This is a genomic window from Clostridium homopropionicum DSM 5847, from assembly GCF_001263795.1.
Lineage (GTDB): Bacteria > Bacillota > Clostridia > Clostridiales > Clostridiaceae > Clostridium_H > Clostridium_H homopropionicum.
Genome location: NZ_LHUR01000005.1, coordinates 15,050 through 35,723 on the forward strand (window position 1 = coordinate 15,050; position 20,674 = coordinate 35,723).

Annotated in this window: 18 protein-coding genes; 4 read left to right on the top strand and 14 right to left on the bottom strand. The window is 29.2% G+C overall.

Going from position 1 to position 20,674, the window contains the following annotated elements:
• Positions 1-21: 21 nt before the first annotated feature.
• The 5 genes from CLHOM_RS00180 to CLHOM_RS00200 all read right to left on the bottom strand — a co-directional run bounded on the left by CLHOM_RS00180 (position 22) and on the right by CLHOM_RS00200 (position 4,982).
• On the bottom strand, positions 22-1,752 hold the full coding sequence (locus CLHOM_RS00180; protein WP_052219656.1) for a B12-binding domain-containing radical SAM protein: 1,731 nt from the start codon (positions 1,750-1,752) through the stop codon (positions 22-24).
• Positions 1,718-2,263, bottom strand: coding sequence for a hypothetical protein (locus tag CLHOM_RS00185; protein WP_074782815.1), 546 nt, complete (start codon positions 2,261-2,263; stop codon positions 1,718-1,720). The genes CLHOM_RS00180 and CLHOM_RS00185 overlap by 35 nt, the downstream gene beginning before the upstream one ends.
• Positions 2,264-2,375: 112 nt before the next feature.
• On the bottom strand, positions 2,376-3,089 hold the full coding sequence (locus CLHOM_RS00190) for a zinc dependent phospholipase C family protein (protein ID WP_052219657.1): 714 nt from the start codon (positions 3,087-3,089) through the stop codon (positions 2,376-2,378).
• Between the two features lie 43 nt (positions 3,090-3,132).
• Entirely contained in the window at positions 3,133-4,335 is a 1,203-nt protein-coding gene (locus CLHOM_RS00195) for a PQQ-dependent sugar dehydrogenase family protein (protein ID WP_052219658.1), read from the bottom strand.
• A gap of 89 nt (positions 4,336-4,424) precedes the next feature.
• Positions 4,425-4,982 carry a ferritin family protein gene (locus tag CLHOM_RS00200; RefSeq protein WP_052219659.1) on the bottom strand — a complete coding sequence of 186 codons (558 nt, stop codon included), beginning with the start codon at positions 4,980-4,982 and terminating at the stop codon, positions 4,425-4,427.
• A 173-nt stretch (positions 4,983-5,155) separates the two neighbouring features.
• Here CLHOM_RS00200 and CLHOM_RS00205 point away from each other — a divergent pair, with 173 nt between their 5' ends.
• Positions 5,156-6,169, top strand: coding sequence for a LysM peptidoglycan-binding domain-containing protein (locus CLHOM_RS00205; RefSeq protein ID WP_052219660.1), 1,014 nt, complete (start codon positions 5,156-5,158; stop codon positions 6,167-6,169).
• A gap of 89 nt (positions 6,170-6,258) precedes the next feature.
• Here CLHOM_RS00205 and CLHOM_RS00210 read toward each other — a convergent pair whose 3' ends face one another.
• Entirely contained in the window at positions 6,259-7,077 is an 819-nt protein-coding gene (locus CLHOM_RS00210) for a hypothetical protein (protein WP_052219661.1), read from the bottom strand.
• Positions 7,078-7,113: 36 nt separating this feature from the next.
• Positions 7,114-7,425: a hypothetical protein gene (locus CLHOM_RS00215; protein WP_052219662.1), complete on the bottom strand. Its 312-nt coding sequence runs from the start codon at positions 7,423-7,425 to the stop codon at positions 7,114-7,116.
• A gap of 188 nt (positions 7,426-7,613) precedes the next feature.
• Here CLHOM_RS00215 and spoVB point away from each other — a divergent pair, with 188 nt between their 5' ends.
• Positions 7,614-9,137, top strand: coding sequence for a stage V sporulation protein B (gene spoVB, locus CLHOM_RS00220; RefSeq protein WP_074782813.1), 1,524 nt, complete (start codon positions 7,614-7,616; stop codon positions 9,135-9,137).
• A 33-nt stretch (positions 9,138-9,170) separates the two neighbouring features.
• Here spoVB and CLHOM_RS00225 read toward each other — a convergent pair whose 3' ends face one another.
• The 5 genes from CLHOM_RS00225 to CLHOM_RS00245 all read right to left on the bottom strand — a co-directional run bounded on the left by CLHOM_RS00225 (position 9,171) and on the right by CLHOM_RS00245 (position 17,435).
• On the bottom strand, positions 9,171-10,784 hold the full coding sequence (locus CLHOM_RS00225; RefSeq protein WP_052219663.1) for a putative polysaccharide biosynthesis protein: 1,614 nt from the start codon (positions 10,782-10,784) through the stop codon (positions 9,171-9,173).
• Between the two features lie 12 nt (positions 10,785-10,796).
• A complete protein-coding gene (locus tag CLHOM_RS00230) occupies positions 10,797-11,759 on the bottom strand; it encodes an RluA family pseudouridine synthase (protein ID WP_052219664.1) in 963 nt (320 codons plus the stop codon).
• 134 nt (positions 11,760-11,893) lie between these two features.
• Positions 11,894-13,063, bottom strand: coding sequence for a M20 metallopeptidase family protein (locus CLHOM_RS00235; RefSeq protein ID WP_052219665.1), 1,170 nt, complete (start codon positions 13,061-13,063; stop codon positions 11,894-11,896).
• A 14-nt stretch (positions 13,064-13,077) separates the two neighbouring features.
• On the bottom strand, positions 13,078-15,147 hold the full coding sequence (locus tag CLHOM_RS00240) for a cell division protein FtsA (RefSeq protein ID WP_052219666.1): 2,070 nt from the start codon (positions 15,145-15,147) through the stop codon (positions 13,078-13,080).
• Positions 15,148-15,260: 113 nt separating this feature from the next.
• Positions 15,261-17,435, bottom strand: coding sequence for an ATP-dependent helicase (locus tag CLHOM_RS00245; protein WP_423230619.1), 2,175 nt, complete (start codon positions 17,433-17,435; stop codon positions 15,261-15,263).
• A 171-nt stretch (positions 17,436-17,606) separates the two neighbouring features.
• Between CLHOM_RS00245 and CLHOM_RS00250 the strand changes: the two genes are divergently transcribed.
• Positions 17,607-19,079, top strand: coding sequence for a nicotinate phosphoribosyltransferase (locus CLHOM_RS00250; protein ID WP_052219668.1), 1,473 nt, complete (start codon positions 17,607-17,609; stop codon positions 19,077-19,079).
• Between the two features lie 65 nt (positions 19,080-19,144).
• Here CLHOM_RS00250 and CLHOM_RS00255 read toward each other — a convergent pair whose 3' ends face one another.
• Positions 19,145-19,390, bottom strand: coding sequence for a hypothetical protein (locus CLHOM_RS00255; RefSeq protein WP_052219669.1), 246 nt, complete (start codon positions 19,388-19,390; stop codon positions 19,145-19,147).
• Between the two features lie 116 nt (positions 19,391-19,506).
• Positions 19,507-20,148: a lactate utilization protein gene (locus CLHOM_RS00260; RefSeq protein WP_082204324.1), complete on the bottom strand. Its 642-nt coding sequence runs from the start codon at positions 20,146-20,148 to the stop codon at positions 19,507-19,509.
• A 164-nt stretch (positions 20,149-20,312) separates the two neighbouring features.
• Between CLHOM_RS00260 and CLHOM_RS00265 the strand changes: the two genes are divergently transcribed.
• Entirely contained in the window at positions 20,313-20,669 is a 357-nt protein-coding gene (locus CLHOM_RS00265) for a hypothetical protein (protein ID WP_052219671.1), read from the top strand.
• Positions 20,670-20,674: the final 5 nt, after the last annotated feature.

Below are 20,674 nucleotides of genomic sequence, written 5' to 3' on the forward strand. Positions count from 1 at the left end.
TACTCAAAATATCTTAAACCTCTATTGTGAAATTATTTTTGTAACATCTTGCACTTCACAATTATTTTCTTCTGAAAAAGCTATATACCTATTATCCCTTGCTACATCTCCATCCTTGATAAATAATAAAATATCAATACTGAATTTTTCTATATGAATCTTACTTTTATTAATATTCAGATTATTGCAGGATGATACCTTATCAATAATCAATTTTTTCCATTTTTTATCTAAATCTCTTTCTAAAAAGTCAGGAAGCCATCTCTTTTTATTAAACATCAGATAATCATACTTTATTATCTCCCTTAGAGCAAAATTATCTTCCTTTAGTTTCTCACTATTGAATTCCAAAAATACTTTATAATAATCAGCTGATGATATATTTCTATCAAAATATCCTTTTTCATGAAAAAATACTCCAAGCTCTCTATAGAATTCAAAGTAGTCTTGAAATTTTAAATTAAAATACTTTAAAATACTAGAAAACTTATTTGAATTATAATATTTGTCTACCATAGCTTCTACTTTTTTCAGAGTCAATAATTCTTCATAGGATATGTCTTTTGTTTTTAATATCTCATATGGCGGATAAGGTGAATTCTTCATTCCCCATTTTTCTTTTTCCGATTCCATTGGAGATCCTTTTAAAATTTTTAAAAACCCAAGCTGAATTTCTTCAGGCTCAATGGCAAATACTTCGTTAAAAGATTTTTTAAAAGAATTAAAATCTTCTCCTGGCAGCCCAGCAATTAAATCTAGATGCTGGCTTATATTTTTTAATGCCTTAATCTTTCTTACTTTTGATTCTACATTTTTAAAATCAGCACTTCTATTAATATTGTGCAGAATTTCATTATTTGTGGTTTGAACGCCAACTTCAAATTGAAGTCTTCCCTTAGGCGCTTTTGATAAAATTTTAACCTGCTTACTTGTTAAAATATTAGCAGAAATTTCAAAGTGAAATCTTGTATCCGTATTTTGATTTATTAGAAATTCCCATATTTCTATTGAAAACTTTTCGTTACAATTGAAAGTTCTATCAACAAACTTTACTAGCCTAACCTTTTTATCCATAAGAATTTTTAATTCTTTTTTTACCATTTCTATATCTCTAAATCTTAAATTCCTATCAACAGATGAAAGACAATATTTACATCCATAAGGACATCCTCTGGATGCCTCATAATAAACTATTTTATTATCTAAATCTTCCTCATATATGTAAGGGAAAATTACATCATTTATATCCATATTTTTTTTCTTGCCCCCATAATATATTTCCCCATTTTTTTTATAATATAAACCTTTAATTTCATCTAAATTTATCCCATTATAATATGTAGGTTTTTTTTCTTTTTCGTATATCTTATATTGAATAAAATCCTTAAAGACTTCCTCTCCTTCGCCTTCTATTAAAAAATCTCCTCTGCTTTCTTCTAAAAATTCACTTCCATTAAAACTTACTTCTGGTCCTCCATAAATAATTTCTATATTATTATTAACTATCTTTATTAGCTCCGATAAGCTCTTAACAATTTCCTTATTCCATATATAACAAGAAAAACCAATTATTTCAGGATTTTCAGAAATAATTTCTTCTAATAGCTTTTCCATCCTATCATTTACAGAAAATTCCCTAATAGTACATTGAAAGTCTAAATCTTTAGTGTAAGCTTTTAAATATCTTATAGCTAAATTTAAATGGGTATATTTGGAATTAATCCCCACTAGAACTACCTTTAGTTTCTTCATTATTTTTTCTCCTTCTCTTCTGTGCCTTAATATAATATATTTCACCTTCATCTATTTCTTCAATTATATCAAATTTATTGCATAATAGATTTTTTGCGCTTTTATTAGAAACATCCTTAAAAATATTATAATCCTTTATGATTATTTCCTTAATCTTTCCCTGTGGAAGAAGTATCTTCAACTTATTATTATATGTCTTACCGAAACCCTTATTTTTATCCCATATATGTAAAATTCCTTCTTCTTTTAATCCATCATATATTTTTAGCAAAAGGTTTCTTCTATTAACTTTAAATAATATTTCACTAAATGAGAAAAACAGCACACTGCTGTCATAGAAATTTTCATCTATATTTATGTTTTTACTTTCATTATGAAAATATTCTAAAGAATAAGAATCTTGGGTATTCTTAATTATATTATAAACTATTCCATAATTAAAGAAGCCAATGTCTAAAATATTTCCATTAAATTTTTGTTCTATCAAATTTAGAATTATTTCCTTCTGCACAATTTGTTCCTCCCCTATACTATTCTCTTGATAATAAACTTCTACAATAAAAAAATATTTCCTCCAATTAATGGAAGAAATATTGTAAATTCCTTTTCTTATTGTTTTATATTTAACATTCAACTTTTCTTTTTAAGTGTTTGCAGTAGTCTATCATGAATCCAGCTGTAGAAATTTGAGCTTCCTGGATAATCATACATGCTACTTTCAAATATCTATCTTCTCTATTTTTTATATTGCAATACTTATAATAAGCTTGATTTGCAATTGTTGCATTATTATCAATGTATTCTTTTATACTGTTAAATCTTTTTATGCCTTTTTTCGCTTCAAAATGATGTCCGAGTAAAATTTTTTCAATTATCCAAAGTTCAAACTTCCTGTGGTTTTTTAAAAGTTTGTTATTAACATGATGAGGAACTGTTGTATCCTGAATTAAATGACATGCTGCTCCAAAATAAAAACAACTTAATGGTAAGTCACCTAATTCTAAGTATTTTAAAGATAACTCATAATAACTTTGGCACTCAGTTAATGCATTAGAAAAACCATACAGTCCTTTTCTTTCACTGAAATGGTAAAAATGATTAGTGCTTTTAAAATCTTGATCTGCCCAAGTCGCTCCAGCATCTATATTGTTTATATATTTACTCAAACAATTATATTCATCTATAAATCCTTCTTTTTTTAATAATTCAAAAGCTTTATGATTAATATATCTGTGAGCAAGACAGTGAGTATTTATTAGTAATTTTTTTATAGGATTTATAATTATCATAAATTTTCTAGCTGTTTTTCCAAATACCCTTTCAGTTTTTGTCTTCATAAGATTATTTCATCTCCAAAACTCAATTTTTCTTTGTAGTTTACTATTCATTTTTCCCCAAAGAATATATTGCACCCTTATTAGCATCTAATACTATAATTTGATTTTTTAAATATTTAATACTAGAAATTTTACTATTAATATTAAATTCTATTTTTTCATTTAAAACTCCTTTTGCATTTAAAGAATATATTTTTCTTTCCTTTTCATCATAAAAATAAATTGTATCTGCTTCCCCTAACTGACCACTAGTATCAATGGCTATACTTTTTAAAGAAGATACACTATTATGAATATAAATTGGAGCACTTGGATTAGTAGTGGGGTGATTGTCCATAATAAAACCTACTGTATTATTACTACTATCCTTAAATCTTGGTGAATTAATTGGATCTCCACCACTATAATCAGGCCATCCATACCACCCTTTTGAATTAATTACGTAAATATAGTCAGTATCACCTTTTATGCCTCTTAACCCTCTGTCTTCCATCCCCCCAACAGAAGCTATCAATCTACCCCTACTGTCAAAATCAAATCCCTTTACATTTCTAATGCCCCAAGCAAAGGTTGCAGTAACTCCATTTTGTAAGTTATATATTATAATTGAAGCATTTCCTGGAAAATGTCCAGAAACAATCTGTCCAGCAATATTTTTTGTGTTGTAGCTTGTAAAAGAACCTGTTTTGTCTCCATTAAAATTCCTTCCTTTTAGAGTTATTTTAAATGGAGAAATATCATGGCTAAAAGGATATTCTTTAATCCAATTATTATCTAAACCAACAACACCAGAATTAGTGGCAGCACCTATGGTTATATATAAATAATCTTTATTAATTTTTATTAAACTTTTACTGTAATCACCGAAATTAGGAAGATTATTTATTATCTCTGTATTTATCTTTTTATGTAAATCATAAGTGTAAATAGAATTTCCACTGGCAAAATATATCTTCTTATTATAATATTCTATACTAGTTATATTCATTTTTCTATCATAAAATATATTATAACTCTTTCCTAAACTATCAATGAATTGAATTCTATTATTATAGGCTATATAAAAATTCCCCTCTTCATCTGACGAAAAATCTACTGCCCCTATTAATCCTTTAAATAATATTTTCTCAGTAACATTTTTATCTTTTAATTGTATATTAGGCTCTTTAATTTTATATTTTTCGAAAAAAGCAATAATAATAGTAAAAACTACAATTATAAGTATAGCTATAAAAAATTTTTTCATAATTCCTCCAAAAAAAATTCCTCTTATCTAAAGATATATTTCAATAGATAAAAGGTTATGAATAAAATAATATATATAATTGTAAGATTTTAAAATGAAGTTAATTCTATATGTTCTTCTTCAACTTCTATAAGAGCTTCAAAAATTTCTCTTATATAATCACTACATACATTAGAATAATATTTATTATAGAAAGCAACAGCATGTTCTTCTTTTTGCTTTGCCAATTTAAAAAGTAACTCGTCATTATTATATTTGCTGTAATCAACTTTTATTAACTTCGGGCTTTCCTTAAAACCACCTAAACTTTTATGTACTCTAGCATGCATGTATTCAATTTTACTTAAATCTCTAAATATTTTTGATGTCCTTTCATCTTTAGCCATTTGAGCTGCCTCTGAATAAAAATCTCCATTAAAGGTTTCAAGCTTCATTGCATTTTCTAATACTTTTTTTGTATATTCATCTAATAGAATATTTCTTATTTCAATAGATTCTTCTTCAATTAAATATTTTTTTCCGGCTCCACAAAAAGGGCAGTACAAAATCTCTTCTTTTGAATTTGTATTAAAAAAAGCATAGTTATTTAAATTATAATTTTTATCATTTATATTCATCCCACAAATTACACATTTTAGTCCATTCATTTTTTTCACCTCATAATTCATTTTAATAGAAAATTAGTATTTTGTCATTTTCTAAATATAATTTCCTCTGTTTCCTCCAATCTCCTAATTACTTTATGTGATATTTATGGATAATAGTAAGTAGAATTAATTTATCAAACATAAATAATGCAGTATTAAAGGGGGATTTAAAAATGAAGCTGAAAAGGTTTACATTCATTCTAACTGGGCTACTTCTTGCGTGCAATTCTTCAATCGTAAAAGCTTCCACAATTATTGATTATTCGGTAAAGAGCGGTGATTCTTTGTGGAAAATTTCTCAAGCCTATAATACCACTGTAGATAAAATAACTTCTTTAAATAATCTAACATCAACTAATTATATTTATGTTGGACAAACTCTAAAGATTGAAGATAATAGATATACATCTTACACAGTAATTTCAGGAGATACTCTATGGAAAATATCAGTAAAATTTAATACTACTGTAGATAATATTTTAAAATTTAATAATTTGGCTTCTACAACAATTTATATTGGACAAGTTCTTCGCATCCCACTAGCTTCTACTATACAAACTTCTCAAGTACAAACAGTAAATTATACAGTTGCAGCTGGGGATACAGTTTGGGGAGTAGCTCAGAAATTTAACACTTCCATGGATGCAATAGTAAAAAGTAATATGCTTGCAGAACCAGTTTTCATGCCTGGTCAAACTATTACTGTACCAGTTAACTCTACACAAATTGTAAAGCCAGTTGGTATAACTATGTATAAAGCAAGATTGAATAATAATTTTGGTGATATCTATACATGGGAAAACGGGAGAAGATTATTTACTGTTGGTGAAAAGGGTACTTTAACAGATTTATATACAGGCATTAGTTTTCAAATGAAATATTACGGTGGCTCAAACCACTCTGATATAGTTCCTTTAACCTTTTCAGATTCAGATAAAATGAAACAAATTTATCCTACCTGGTCTTGGTCTGCCATGAGACCTATGCTGCTTACCTTTACTCAAGGTGGCACTTATTATAAAATGGCTGTAAGCGTTACAGGTATGCCTCATTCTACTACAGATATGTACGAGCAAAATGGAATTAACGGACATTTTGATATGTATTTTTATAATAGTACAAGCCATGTTTCTAATGAGCTTAATCCAACTCACCAGCAAAATATCCTCAAAGCAAATGGTCAGTAAATAACACTATTTTTATAAGCTTCCCAAGGAGGGAGTAATCCCTCCTTGGGAAGCAATATACACTTTTGTAGCTATTAATTAAATTCTAACTAACATCCACATCTCTTACATTTGCATTTTAAAAAAGTAAACCCAAAAACTATAGCTATAAAATCACCAGTTGCACTAGCAGCAGATTGTGCAGAATTTTCTTCCACTTCTGTTTCAGTTTCACTTTCGTCATCTCCAAAGGCAATTGCTACTGATATTCCAAAACATTGAGGTTTAACATCATTTGAATTTACCCATGAATTTCTGCTTTTGTAAGGATATCTATCTGCTTCTTCTTCACTTTGTTTTAGTAAAGCCATTTGCTTTTGTAATTTCATAATTTCAACTGCGTTTTCTTTTACTTCCCTTACCTTAGCTTTTATTAGATTTAAGATTTCACTGTTTGCTTCATAAGCTTTTAATACCTTATCTTCAATTACTATTTCTTCATTTTTAAACTTCTCTAATACTCCATCTATTTCAGCAATGCTATAAATTCCTCTTTCTGGAGCTCCATTGCAATGACATTCACTTCCTGCGCTTCCGCTTGCTTGTGCACTTCCTTCTCCAAAATTAATAGTTAAAGCAAAATACGTTGCTAAATTATCACTAGCACTGACGGAAATATTTATAATATCACCACTTCCTGATGCACCGGCACCACTAACACAGTTAGCCTCCCTGCCCCTTGCATCCTTATTTTCTGAATTCTTATTTTCTACTTTAGACTGTGCCAAATCTTTTGCATCTTCTTTATTTAACTTTTCAATTTCTATTTTAATTTCATTAGTTAGTTGCTGAATTTTTCCTTTTAAATTTTCTATTTTCTTTGTTATCATTTCTTCATTTTTATTTAGATTAGTTTTTAATCTATTCAAGATACAGCCACTCCTTAATTTAATTTATTATTAGAATTAAAAACACCAGTCATCACAGCAGTGTTTCTTCTCACATTTACATTTTAAAATGCTTAAAGATGCTGAAAGTGCAAACTCCGACCCTTGTGCCCTTGCAAAAGCTGCAGCTGAATCTTTATTAAGCTCTGTTTCACTCTGGCTAAAAGTATCCCCCTCAGCAAAAGCATTTGCACTGCCTGTACATTTCAACTTTGATCTTCTATATCTTTCCATATAACTTACCCCTCTTTTTAAACTATTATTTCCTTTCTCATTCTTTACTTCTTCAATTACTTCCTTGGTAGTTTTATTATCAAATGTTTTAACCATATGCTTGTCCTTTAATTGTTATCGGGTTTCCCCATAACATTATATGAATGCTTGTCCATTTTGTTGTGTACATTTTTTACAACAACAGATTGTATAAGCAGTTGATTTTTAAATTTGACAATTTTAGAATATAATTAATTTTATTTTCATAATTATTATTGTTATTAATTATAAGGAGCAGGACTTAATTGAAAAAAGATAAATTTTTTAGGAATTCTTTAATGTTGACTCTTTCAAATTCAACGATGAACATTTTAAAATTTGTTTTTTCAATAATATTATCTAGAGAATTAGGTGCTGAAGGAATGGGGCTTTTTGCTTTGATTATGCCTATATATGATTTATTTTCCTGCCTTGTTTGTGGTGGAATGATGACAGCAATATCAAAGCAAGCCTCCTCTTTTTTAGCTAAAAAGGATTACAATAATTTACATAAATCCATTTATGTAACCATAGTTTTTGATTTGATCTGGGCATTAATTATTGCCTCTTTTGTCCTATTAAATTCAAAATATATTAGCTTAAGCATTATTAAAGATGCTAGAAGTATAAATAGCTTGATATTAGTTTGCATTGCTCTAGTATTTGTAGCCCTATCCTCAATAATTAAAGGTTACTTTTATGGGACTTCAAATGTAAATACTCCAGCAATTATAGATATTTTTGAGAAAATTATCAGAATATTTGTTACAGTATATATAATTAAAATAATGCCTGTAAAAGAAATTGAAAATACTGTAACTGCAGTTTATGGAGCCTTAGCTGCCGGCGAAATTGCTAGTTTTATATTACTTTATGTTTTCTATAGAATCTATAAATCTAGAGATATACATAACATTGAACTTAATTATCCTTCTGAAAGCAGTCATCAGCTGCTGTTTGATATATTGGTTATGTCAGTTCCATTGTGTATTAATGGTTTTTTAACTACTTCAATTTCTACTGTATCAACTTTAATCCTACCAAGACGTTTACTATTGGCAGGATTTGACCACAGTACTTCTCTAGGAATGATAGGAAAATTCTCTGGTATGGCATTATCAATAATTATGTTTCCTCTAGTAATTATTTTTTCCATATCTATTGTTCTAATTCCAGACATTGCGGAAAGCATAGAAAAGAAAGACTATATTAATTTAGAAGAGAGAATTCATCAGGTATTGAGGTTATCCTTATTATTAGGTATTGCAACCTTAATCATATGCTTTAGTATGCCAAATTCACTAGGTAAGCTATTTTTCGGAAGAGATGATTTAGGAACTTATATAAAGTTTGCGGCGCTCTCAGCTCCTTTTACCTATTTATCAGCTACTACCTTCAGCATACTAAATGGTCTTGGCAGACAAGGTGTGTTGCTAAGAAATTCAATTATTGTTGCTGTAGAAGAACTTATTTTACTTTATGTACTTACTTCTATACCAAGCATAAATATTTTAGGCTACGGTTTAAGCTTAATGATAACCTCCCTAACCAGTGTAATTATCAATTTACAGGATATAAAAAAGAAATGCTATATAGATTTATCCTTAGAAAACTTTTTTATAGATATACTCCTAAGCCTGTTAATTTATTTCTTGCTTAGCATTATGAACAATTTAATTCCAGACACATTTTTCAAATTTAAAACAATTACTATGCTAGTTTGTGGCTTTAGCCTTTTTCTATTTAGCATGCTATTTGTAAGTAGATATTTAAATAAAGTTAAGACCTAGTTGCTTTAAAAACTAGGTCTTTTTTATAAACACTTATTTTATTAGTTTCAAAATTGTTTTAGGTATTAACTTAGTAAATTTTGAAGGTAACTCTTTTAAATCTTCTTGAGAAATTCCTCCTGTAATTGCTAATCCTAATATGTAAATAAATATAGCTATAAATATTGGAATTACTGTAGCTATAGCATTAGCAACATATCCTGAGATTGAATACTTTGATAGTATTATTATTAAACTTAAATTTAATCCATATACAACTATTCCCATTAATGCTGAAGCTAAAAACGGTTTTTTAAAGTGAGTAAATAATTTTATTTTAATTTTAAGCTTTCTATTTATTAGGTTGTAATTTAGTATCAATGGTATAAGGAAAAATACCATATTTCCAAAGATAGCTCCTATTATATTAATGCTCGGTATACCTACTAATATATAATTAGTTATTATTTTCCCAAAGACACCTAGCATTATAAACAAGGTTGAAGTATAAAGCTTTCCGATACTTTGTAAAATAGAGGTTTGTATTAGCACTATTGAATTTAATACAAGTACAACTGAACCATAAAGCAGCATTACACCACCTTGCTTTTCTTTAAATAAAAGTTCAAATATACCATCGTTTAAAACTGCAAGTCCAACAGCTGAAGGAACTGCAACTAAAAAGCAAAATCTAAGAGCATAATTAATTTTTGACTGCACACTCTCCTTATCTTTTAAAGAATAGGATCCTGAAATGGCGGGAAGTACAGACGCTGCTAAGGCTGAAATTAAAGTTATAGGAACACTTAAAAGGGTTCTATACATACTAAAAAGACCAAACTTTTCATTACTCTCAAAATCAGTAAGACCTGAATACAACAATCTTCTCTTAACAATGGCAAGGTCAATAATATCTCCAGAATACTGAAGTCCTACGCATATTACTAATGGAACTCCATATTGAATTATTCTCATTACTAACTGCTTATTTGTTTTTCTTATCTTATTTTTTTCAGTGTATCCCTTTGGAACTCTAATTATTTTATTTTTTTCATACACAATTATCAAATATATAGCTGCAATTAATGATCCTAGAGAAGTTCCTAGTGTTCCACCGGCACATCCTGCATCAACTCCATATTTCATAAACATTGCTGCAAATACAAGAGTACCTATGGTATTTACTATTTGCTCTAATATTTGTGAAACTGCAGTAGGAGTCATATTGCCCCTTCCTTGAAAATAACCCCTATAGGATGACACAATTGACGTAAAAAATATTGTAGGAGCTAATGCCATAATTGCTAGCTTTGCATTTTCATATTCAATTAAACGAGCAAGCGGACCTGCAAATATGAACATAAATAAACTCATTACAGTACCAATTATAAGCATCATAAATCTAGCAATTTTAAAGCTTTTAACCGCATCCTTATAATCCTGTAAAGCCATATATTCTGAAACAAGCTTAGAAATAGCAGCTGGTATACCAGCGTTTGCAATTACATAAATCCAAACATAAATTTTATAGGATGCTTGATAAATACCAAAACCATTTAAAGTAATTATGTATTTTAAAAAAGGTATGTATAAAAGGGATAATAATTTAACAATTATCCCTGCTGCAGATAATATGGCAAAACCTTTAGTAGTTGACTGCTCTTTCATTCTAAAACTCCCCTAAAATTTTAAAACGTCCTTTTTAACCTTTTTAAAAATTGGCGGTAATGTTTCTACAACCACTTTGTTCTCTAAATAAGAAAGTTCCTCAGGACAATCTTTAAAAACTAATTTATACGCATAAAGAAATTGAAATTCTAAACCATATTTATTATTAAAGAAACTGTTAAGCTTTCTATCTCCATACTTGTCATCTCCTACTATAGGATTCCCCAAAAAAGCTAAATGTGCTCTTAATTGATGACTTCTTCCAGTAATTAAATTCAATTCTAATAGTGAATAAGAACCTACAGTGTCTAGAACTTTTACTTCCATAGCGATCTTCTTAGATTCGGGTTTTTCTTCTGTATACACCTCTGAGATATTATTTACTTCATTTTTCAATATAAATGCTTCATAATATCCTTCATTTAATTTTCCTTTAACTAAAGCATTGTAATATTTCTTAATCTTTCTCTCTCTAATCATTTCATTTGCAAGCTTTAAACTTTTAAAGTTCTTACCAAAAATAACAAGGCCTGATGTATTTCTATCTAATCTATTGCAAGGAGCTGGAGTAAAGGTTATTTCATTTTCAGGTATATAGTCACCCTTCTCTTTAAGGTAAGATAATACATAATCCGTCAAGGTAGCTTCTCCATTTTCTTTATCAGAATGAACCAGTACCCCAGGCCACTTTTCTACAACTAATATATTTTCATCCTCATAGGTAACCTTTAAAGCACTAAAATCTACCTCGATAAATTGCTTTGGTTGATCTTTTTTTATAGATTGAATATACTTAGCCTCAACGCAATCCCCTTCTACTAAGTAATATTCTCCTTTTACCTTCTTATTATTAACCTTAATATCCCCTTTTCTTATGCCTTTAAAGATAGCTCCTAAAGGAACGTCACTTAGCCACTTTCTGCAAAATTTATCCACTCTCTGTCCAGCTTCATTTTGCCCAATTTCTATTTTCATTATATACCTCCAAATACTATTGCCTCTTACTTAATTATTAAGACTCTTTGACGCAACACTGAAAATTATATACTAATAAGTTATTGTTTACAATGCAATAGTAAATTATTTAAAAAGTATTTTAATTTACACATTTAGTTATTTAAAAAATTAAAAGCTGTTTCACATTGAATTGCAACACCAACTGGAATACAATCTTCATCTACGTCAAAAAGATTGCTGTGAAGAGGATTAACTATTCCCTTTTTCTCATTCCTAATTCCTAAGAAGTAAAATGCAGAGGGTCTTTCTAAAGAAAAATACGCAAAGCTTTCTACTCCCATGGCTGGCTTTTGAAGCTTCACTATATTCTCGTCTCCAATAACTTCTTCTGCTGATTTCTTTAATACGTCTACCATATTATCATCATTGTAAAGACAAGGATATCCTTCAGTAATATCTATTTCACATCTGCCTCTCATGGAAGAGCTTATGCCTTCAGCAATCTCCTTAAATCTTCTTGTTACATATTCTCTATGCTCAAGGGTCATTGTTCTTATAATCCCTGATAGCTCAACTTCATCTGGAATAATGTTAGATGCAGTTCCTCCATGTATTGTGCAAATGCTTATAACTGCAGGATCAGTTGGTGGAATTTCTCTGCTAATAATATTCTGAAATGCTGTAATAACATTAGCGGAAATTACTATTGGATCAATATTACTATGAGGATATGCACCATGGCCGCCTTTGCCTATAATCTTAAGATCAAAAGGATTAGAAGCTGCATTTACAACATCTCTTTTTATGCCTATCTTTCCAACTTCAATGTAAGGCTCCACATGAAGTCCAATAATAGCATCTACTCTTGGATTTTCAAGAACACCTTCTTCAACCATATGTATTGCTCCGCCAGTAGTTTCTTCTGCAGGTTCAAAAATCAGTTTTACATTTCCATTTAGTTGTTCTTTAATACTATTTAATATTTTAGCTGCTCCTAAAAGAATTGTAGTATGCACATCGTGTCCGCAAGCATGCATTCTTCCTTTTGTTTTTGAAGAATACTCACAACTCTTTTTATCTTCCATTGGAAGAGCATCAATATCTGCTCTAATTCCAATTGTTTTTTCCCCTTTACCTTTTATAAGTCCACAAATTCCATTACGAGAAGTTTCCTTGTATTCAATCCCCTCTGCTTCTAGAAACTTCTTTATTCTTACAACAGTCCAAGAAAGATTAAAATCCAGTTCAGGATTTTGATGAAATTCACGTCTTATATCTATTAACTCATTTTGTATATCCTTAGCCCTATTTAAGAAATTCATTAAAAACAGCCCCCTTAAAATTTATCCCAAAATACTTTAATAATATCTCCTTCTTTTAATTCATCATAATATCCTGCTTTTTCACCATTTAATATTAATCTTAAGATTCCCCTTATACTAGTTAAATCAAAATTTATATAATTAAAAATATCAATAAATATATATTTATCCTTTCCTGTTAATAATATTTTATCATCATTAACTATTACATTTATTCCTTTGTGATTTTCTGTAACAGCTTCTTCTTTTGTAACTCCTTCTTTGCTTTGAGAAGACTCCTCATTTATATAATTCTCCTCTTCAGCTGCTTCTATACTTTCGTGAGAATCCATTTTTTCCTCTACTCTACTATATATTCTATCTCCCTCTTTTATAACATATTCTTCAGAAATCTGCTCATCTCTCAAGAAATAAGTAGTATTTTCTTTCATCAAATCATTATATTTCAAGTATTCACCAAGCTTAGACGGAAATACAACCTCAACCTCTTCATCTTCTTTTATTAATTCTTCAAGTGAAATCATCTTTTTATTTATAAATGCCACAGGCTCAAGGTTTTGAATAATATCATTAAAGTAAAAGCCTATAGAATATATCTTTTTTACAAAATCTATTATTCTTGGAGCTGCATCCTTTCCATCCTTTGCGAAGATTATATTTATTGAGTCTCCTTCTTTTACTTCTGTATCCATGCTTGAAATTTTATTGTTTACTTTAATTTCAGCATTTTGAGCCAAAGTGCCGAAGGCAACCCTCTTAATTCCATTAAGAGTAAACCTGATATTCTTGCCATTTTTCCCTACAAGCATTTTGTGGTTTATAGATGCCTGCACCATTACATCCATTACTGTATGTCTATGAGAATTAAAAAGACTTATTACTTCATTATTTAATATTACATCTATAAAATCATTACCCGATTTTTTTATTGCAACTATTGCAATACCAAGTACAGTAACTCCAGTGCTGCCAAGACTCTCATCACAATTAGATGCGTCAATAACTGCATCTCTTCCTTTGATTGCAATTCTTTGAATAGGTAAATTTAGCTTCTCAGCTAATAACTCTTTAAAGTTTGGTGTGTGTGCTCCACCACCTACTAAAAATATTGCATTAGGGGATTTTCCACCATTAAGCTCAATAATTTTATCCCCAACTTCCTTTGTGATTTTATCAACAATTGGATTTGTTATTTTTATAAGCTCAGCTGAGGTAACCTCATTTTCTAATCCTAAGATATCTACATAAGATATTTTTTCTTTTACGCTAATTTCCCTTTTCATTCTTTCAGCTGTTATAAAGTCAACTAAATACGCTTGTACAATTGCCTCTGTTACTTCATCTCCAGCCATAGGTACCATTCCATAAGCACTTATACTTTCATTGCTGCTTATAGCTATATCTGAAGTTCCTGCACCCACATCAACAAGGGCAATGTTAAGTAATCTTAGCTTTTTAGGAACTACAGCCTCTATTGCAGCTATAGGCTCCAAGGTTAGATTTGTTACAGTTAAAAATACTTTATTCATTACTGCATAAAGGCTATCCACAACTGACCTAGGAAGGAAAGTTGAAATTACTTCTACAGCTATTTTTTCTCCTTTTTGTGAAAGTAGATTTCCTATTACGTATCCATTTAAATAATAGTTTTTTACGCTATATCCAACACAATAAAGCTTTCCTTGAGTTTGTTTATTTATATCTTCTTCTGCTTTTTTTACTGCATTAAGTTCAAGGCTTCTTATAGTATCTTTATCTATTTCTTTATCTTCATCTGTTTCCATCTCAACTTTTACTTCAGCAGTTCTTAAAAATCTTCCCGCTGCAGCAATAGATACTTCTTTTAACTTAAAGCCCAGCTCTTCCTCTAAATCCTTTTTTACAGTGCTTACAGTACTTGCTACTAGACTAACATCATGAATTTGACCATCTACCATAGCTCTTTCTTCATGTTCTAAATATTTTTCACTTAAAACATGAAACTTTTTATCTCTTACTACTCCAACAGTTCCTATAATTGAACGTGTTCCAATATCTAAAGCAAAAATTATATCTTTTGGGTTAATATCTAAAAGTTTTACCATACTTTATCTCCTCTTATAACCACTATATAAAGGCTCATATTATTACAATATGAGCTTACTAAAATTATATATTATACTTTTACTTTATTCAACAAACTACTTAATAACTTATATTACCCTATCTTTTTTATTAACCCATTATTCACTACTATTACTGGGTCAAAACTTCTTTTTATTTCATTCTCGAAGCTAATCTCAATTCTATTACTGTCAAAGAACTCAACTCTGCCTTTTCCAAAACTCTTATGCATTATGTAGTCTCCTACATTATATTCTCTTTGAATCTCTGCTGACAGATTACATTCCTTGATAAACCTAGAAATTTCTTTGCTTTTACCGCGGATTTCATTAGAAATGCTTAAGGTTAGATTTTCAATTGCTCTGGTAATTCCTACGTAGAAAAGTCTTCTTTCCTCTTCTAAGTTAGATTCTATGCTGTTTCCATGAGGAATTATTTCTTCGTTACAGTTTATAATGAATATATTTTTAAACTCCATACCTTTTACTCCGTGAATTGTACTTAAAATAACTCCTTTTTTTATATCTTTATTTTCCATTAACTTTTCCTCTACTTCAGATACATGTGCAAGAAAAGTAATTATACTCGTATAGCCTTCTGAAGATGCAATAAACTCCTCCACAATTTCCTCTAATTCACTAAAGTCCATTTTATATTTAGTACCGTATTCCTTTAAGTAATCAAAGTATCCTATTCCTGTTAATATAAAATTTATTGCTCCTGCTAAAGACATTTTATTTAAGCTTTGAATATCCTTCTTAATTTTATCAATTGTCTTTAATTGAAAAACGGGTATACTTTCAATAGACTTAAGAATCTCAAAACAATCCTCTTTAAATGGATGTTTCTTTACCTTGTCTATATTAATTTTGCTTATATATCTAAAGGGTCTATTTATAACTCTTAAAAAGCTTTCCCTGTCATTTGCGTCTAAACTAAGCTTTAAATATGCCAAAATATCCTTGCATATAAAGTGCTCAAAGAAGTTGTATTCCTTATCTAATAATCTAAAAGGAATTTTATTTCTTATAAAGGAATCAATAATGCTCCTAGACTCTACATTAGTTCTATATAAAACAGCATTATCTTCATACTCATATGCAGAAGAAGCCATTAATTTTACTATATTTGTTGTAATACCTTCAGCCTGTTTTCCTTCATTGAAATAATTAAATATATTTATAATTGGTGCACTATTTTTGTATGACTCCATTATCTTATCATTTCGTACAAGATTATTTTTTATTAAATTATTTGATATTTCTATTACACTTTTAGGGCATCTATAGTTTATTGACAAGTAAAGCTTTTTACCATTTTTAAAATGATCACTAAAATTAACTAAACATTCTGGCTCTGCACCTCTAAAGCTGTAAATGCACTGGTCCTCATCTCCAACGGCAAATAGCGAATTACCTTCATTTAATAATTTTAAAATGCTAATTTGCATTAAGTCACAATCTTGAAACTCGTCCACTAGAATATATTTAAATATTTTTCTATACCCTTCTAGCAGGGTAGGGTTTTTTGTAAAAATTTCTTTGCACTTAATCTGTAAATCATCAAAATCCAGTAGATTTTTTTCTGATTTGTAATCCTCATAAGCCTTATAACATTCTTTAAATATTCCTTTATCTATTTCTACAGAAAATTCCTCTAAGGTTTCTCCACTAGTTTTGAATAGAGAAATATAGTTTAGAATTTCTTTCATCTTATCTTCACTTACTTCATCTAAGTATAAGCTTAAGATACTTTTTATCACTCTATAAGCTTCAGATGTATTAATTATATTAATATTATTATAATGCCTACTTAAAATTTTATAAAAAAGTCCGTGAAACGTCCCGAAAAATGGAGCTCTTCTATTTGAATTATTCAAAGCATTATATCTATTTTTCATGTTCAAAGCTGCAGCTCTAGTGAAAGTTATTACTACAATATTTTCAGGGTTTTCAGCTCTGTATTTTAAGATATATTCTAATCTAGTATTACAACAGCTATTATCCTTTAAAAATTCCTTTAATAAATATATGTCTTCCTCTGTAATATTTTCTGGGTAAATATCTGATTTATAAGTATTCCCGAAGTTTACTAAATAATCTAATCTATTAATTAGTGTAGTAGTTTTCCCAGCTCCAGGGCAAGCAATAAGTGCCAAATTATCTTGATTGCTTAACACTGCTTCCTTTTGCTGATTATTTAAATTACAATATCTCTTTTCTATTATTAAATCTCTCAAACTGCAAAATTCATCTTTCAGATTCTTCATCATTATTTCACCTTTTCCTAGGGTTATTAGGTAATATATTATTTATTCATTATAAACTTTTTTGATTATTTTTACACATAATAATTGTTGTAATAATCTTAATATGGTATTAAAATAATAATAACTATTTTAATATAAAACGACACAATTTGATAATAAAAGGGGAAACCAATGGATAATAATTTGTTTAATATTAAAAACGGAAGAAATCTTACTATGCTTGTTGACTTTTATGAATTAACTATGGGCAACGGCTATCTGGAATCAGATTTATCTGATACTATTGCATATTTTGATATGTTCTTTAGAAGAATTCCTGATGGTGGAGGATATTGCATAATGTCAGGAGTTGAACAACTAATAGAATATCTCTCCAACTTAAAATTTACTGATGAAGATATCGATTACTTAAAATCAAAGAACTATTTTTCAGATAAGTTTCTTGAATATTTAAGAAACTTTAAATTTCAATGTGATGTTTGGGCAATACCTGAGGGAAATCCAGTATTTCCAGGAGAACCTCTTGTAACCGTTAGAGGTCCAATTATGCAGGCACAATTTGTAGAAACTATGATATTGCTAACAATAAATCACCAAACATTAATAGCTACAAAAGCTAATAGAATTTGTAGAGCAGCTGATGGCAGACCAGTAATGGAATTTGGTTCAAGACGTGCTCAAGGTTATGATGGTGCTATTTATGGTGCAAGATCTGCTATTATTGGAGGGTGCACTTCAACAGCATGTACAATAGCTGAACAAATGTTTAATGTTCCTGCCTCTGGCACAATGGCTCACAGCTGGGTACAACTTTTCCCAACAGAATTCGAGGCTTTTAAAACTTGGGCAGAAACTTATCCTAATAATTGTGTTCTATTAGTTGATACCTATAATGTATTAAAATCTGGTATTCCAAATGCAATTAAGGTATTTGATGAAATATTAACACCTATGGGTGTAAAGCCTAAGGGAATTAGAATTGACAGTGGTGATATTACTTATTTAACAAAGAAATGCAGGACTTTACTTGACGAAGCAGGCTATCCTGATGTTAAAATAATCGTATCTAATTCCTTAGATGAACATATAATTACTCATGTTCTAAGCCAAGGGGCAAAAATTGATAGCTTTGGTGTTGGTGAAAGACTTATCACTGCTAAATCCGAACCGGTTTTTGGTGGTGTATACAAGCTAGTTGCTATTGAACATAAGGGTAAAATAATAGCTAAAATTAAAATAAGTGAAAACGAAGAAAAAATCACAAACCCTGGATTTAAGAAAATATATAGATTATTTGATAAAACTACTGATAAGGCTATCGCAGATTTAATTTGTCTAAATAGCGAAACAATAGATAATAGTAAGCCTCTAGAAATATTTGATCCAGTATTTACTTGGAAAAAGAAAAAATTAAACAATTACTATGCAAAGGAATTAATGGTAAAAATATTTGATAAAGGTATTCCTTGCTACGAAAGCCCAAGTGTAAAGGAAATTCAAGAATATGCAAAATCAGAAACTAACAAGTTATGGGAAGAAGTACTGAGGTTTGAAAATCCTCATAATTATTATGTTGATCTTTCTAATCAGCTTTGGGACTTAAAACACGATTTGCTTAATAAATATGCTAGTTTATATGAATAATTAAGAATAATTTACTAATATTAAAGGGCTACTTCAATGTAGCCCTTATACTATGTATTTAATTTTTACACAATGCTCTTCATTTTAAAAATTCTATAATATCGGTTATCATCATATAAATCTTCCAATAGTTGAGCACCCTCACTTCTGAATAAATCGTACTCATAAAATGAACCTACTTCAAGTACCTTGTCCTTCATATGTGCTCGAAAAGGGCACAAACCATTTGTTTCTATATGTTCATAAAATGCACACTCATGAAAGCAGGATACTTCATTTAAGTGATTTGACAAAAATGGACAACTGGACATAAATATACCTCCTAGTACGAAATTTAGTAAGTATATTATATACCATATAATGTAAAAATTAAATAGTTTTTTCAATTATAACCTTGTTTTGAGATTGAATTAATAAATATAAAGAATTAATATCCAATATTTTCTCCTATAACTAACACCGTCAAATCAGTTGCCATAGGTTTCTTCTTTAATACATTATAACTTCTACATATTCTGCTTTCATTTTTACAATCCATGCATACTCCTGTTTGTGCACAAGGAGTACTTAATCCTAATCTCTTACTGTTCATAGGGGCAGCTATCATCTTAATTCTTTCTAAAGCAGCTTTCTCATCTATACAAATTTTATTTATACCAACAGCCACTATTACTTTTTTAGGACCAAAGGTCATAGCAGCCACTCTATTTCCTGCTCCATCAACATTTACTAACTCTCCATTTAATGTAATTGCATTACTACTGCATAAAAATAAATCACTAGTTAATTGTGCTCTCCTTATCTCCATTTTTTCTTCTGCTGTCAAATTTGGCATACCATGATCAAGCACTATTGCCCCTAATTTTTTTGCTTCTTCAGCTATACCTAGTTCCTTAATAGTAGCTGAACCACCAAATCCAACTTTATCTCCCTCTTTTATATTTTCTAAAATATATTTTACTGCTTCTTCTTTATTCTCTAAATATACCGCATTGAACCAATTTTTCTTTAAAGCTTCAACTACCTTTTCTCCTAAGGTATATTTATGCCATTTTTCAATATTCATTATGCTACCTCCCTCGTATAAAATTAATCTTAAAACATATTTATTTAAGCTCATATTTTATTACTCTAAGTATATTTTAGACTCTCTCAATATTTTTATCAACTTTTTAAAGCATATAGTTCTCATTTAGTGAAATACTATTATTAAAAAAGTAAGGGGTGTTATAAGTGTATTTTACAAGTAGTTCTCTTTCTTATATTTTTTTATCTATGTCTTTAATTGCTTTTGCATTTTTTTTATATTTTAAATCATTAGTTGTAAAAACTACCCCTAATAGTTCTACTAGGGATAAAATAATAGGTACCATGAAAGACCCAGATACCTGGCGGTATAAAAATTCTATGATGTCCAATCTATCAATTTTTTGGGCAATAGTATCCTTAGGCGTTTTTATTTATTTGAAATTTTTTTATAAGGCTGGCTTAATTTCAATGATTTATTTCTTTATATACTTAGCTATTGAGGTTATTTCTGTAGTATATTTCTCCTCCATAAGAAAGTCACCAAAAAAAGCTAATCCATAACTGGG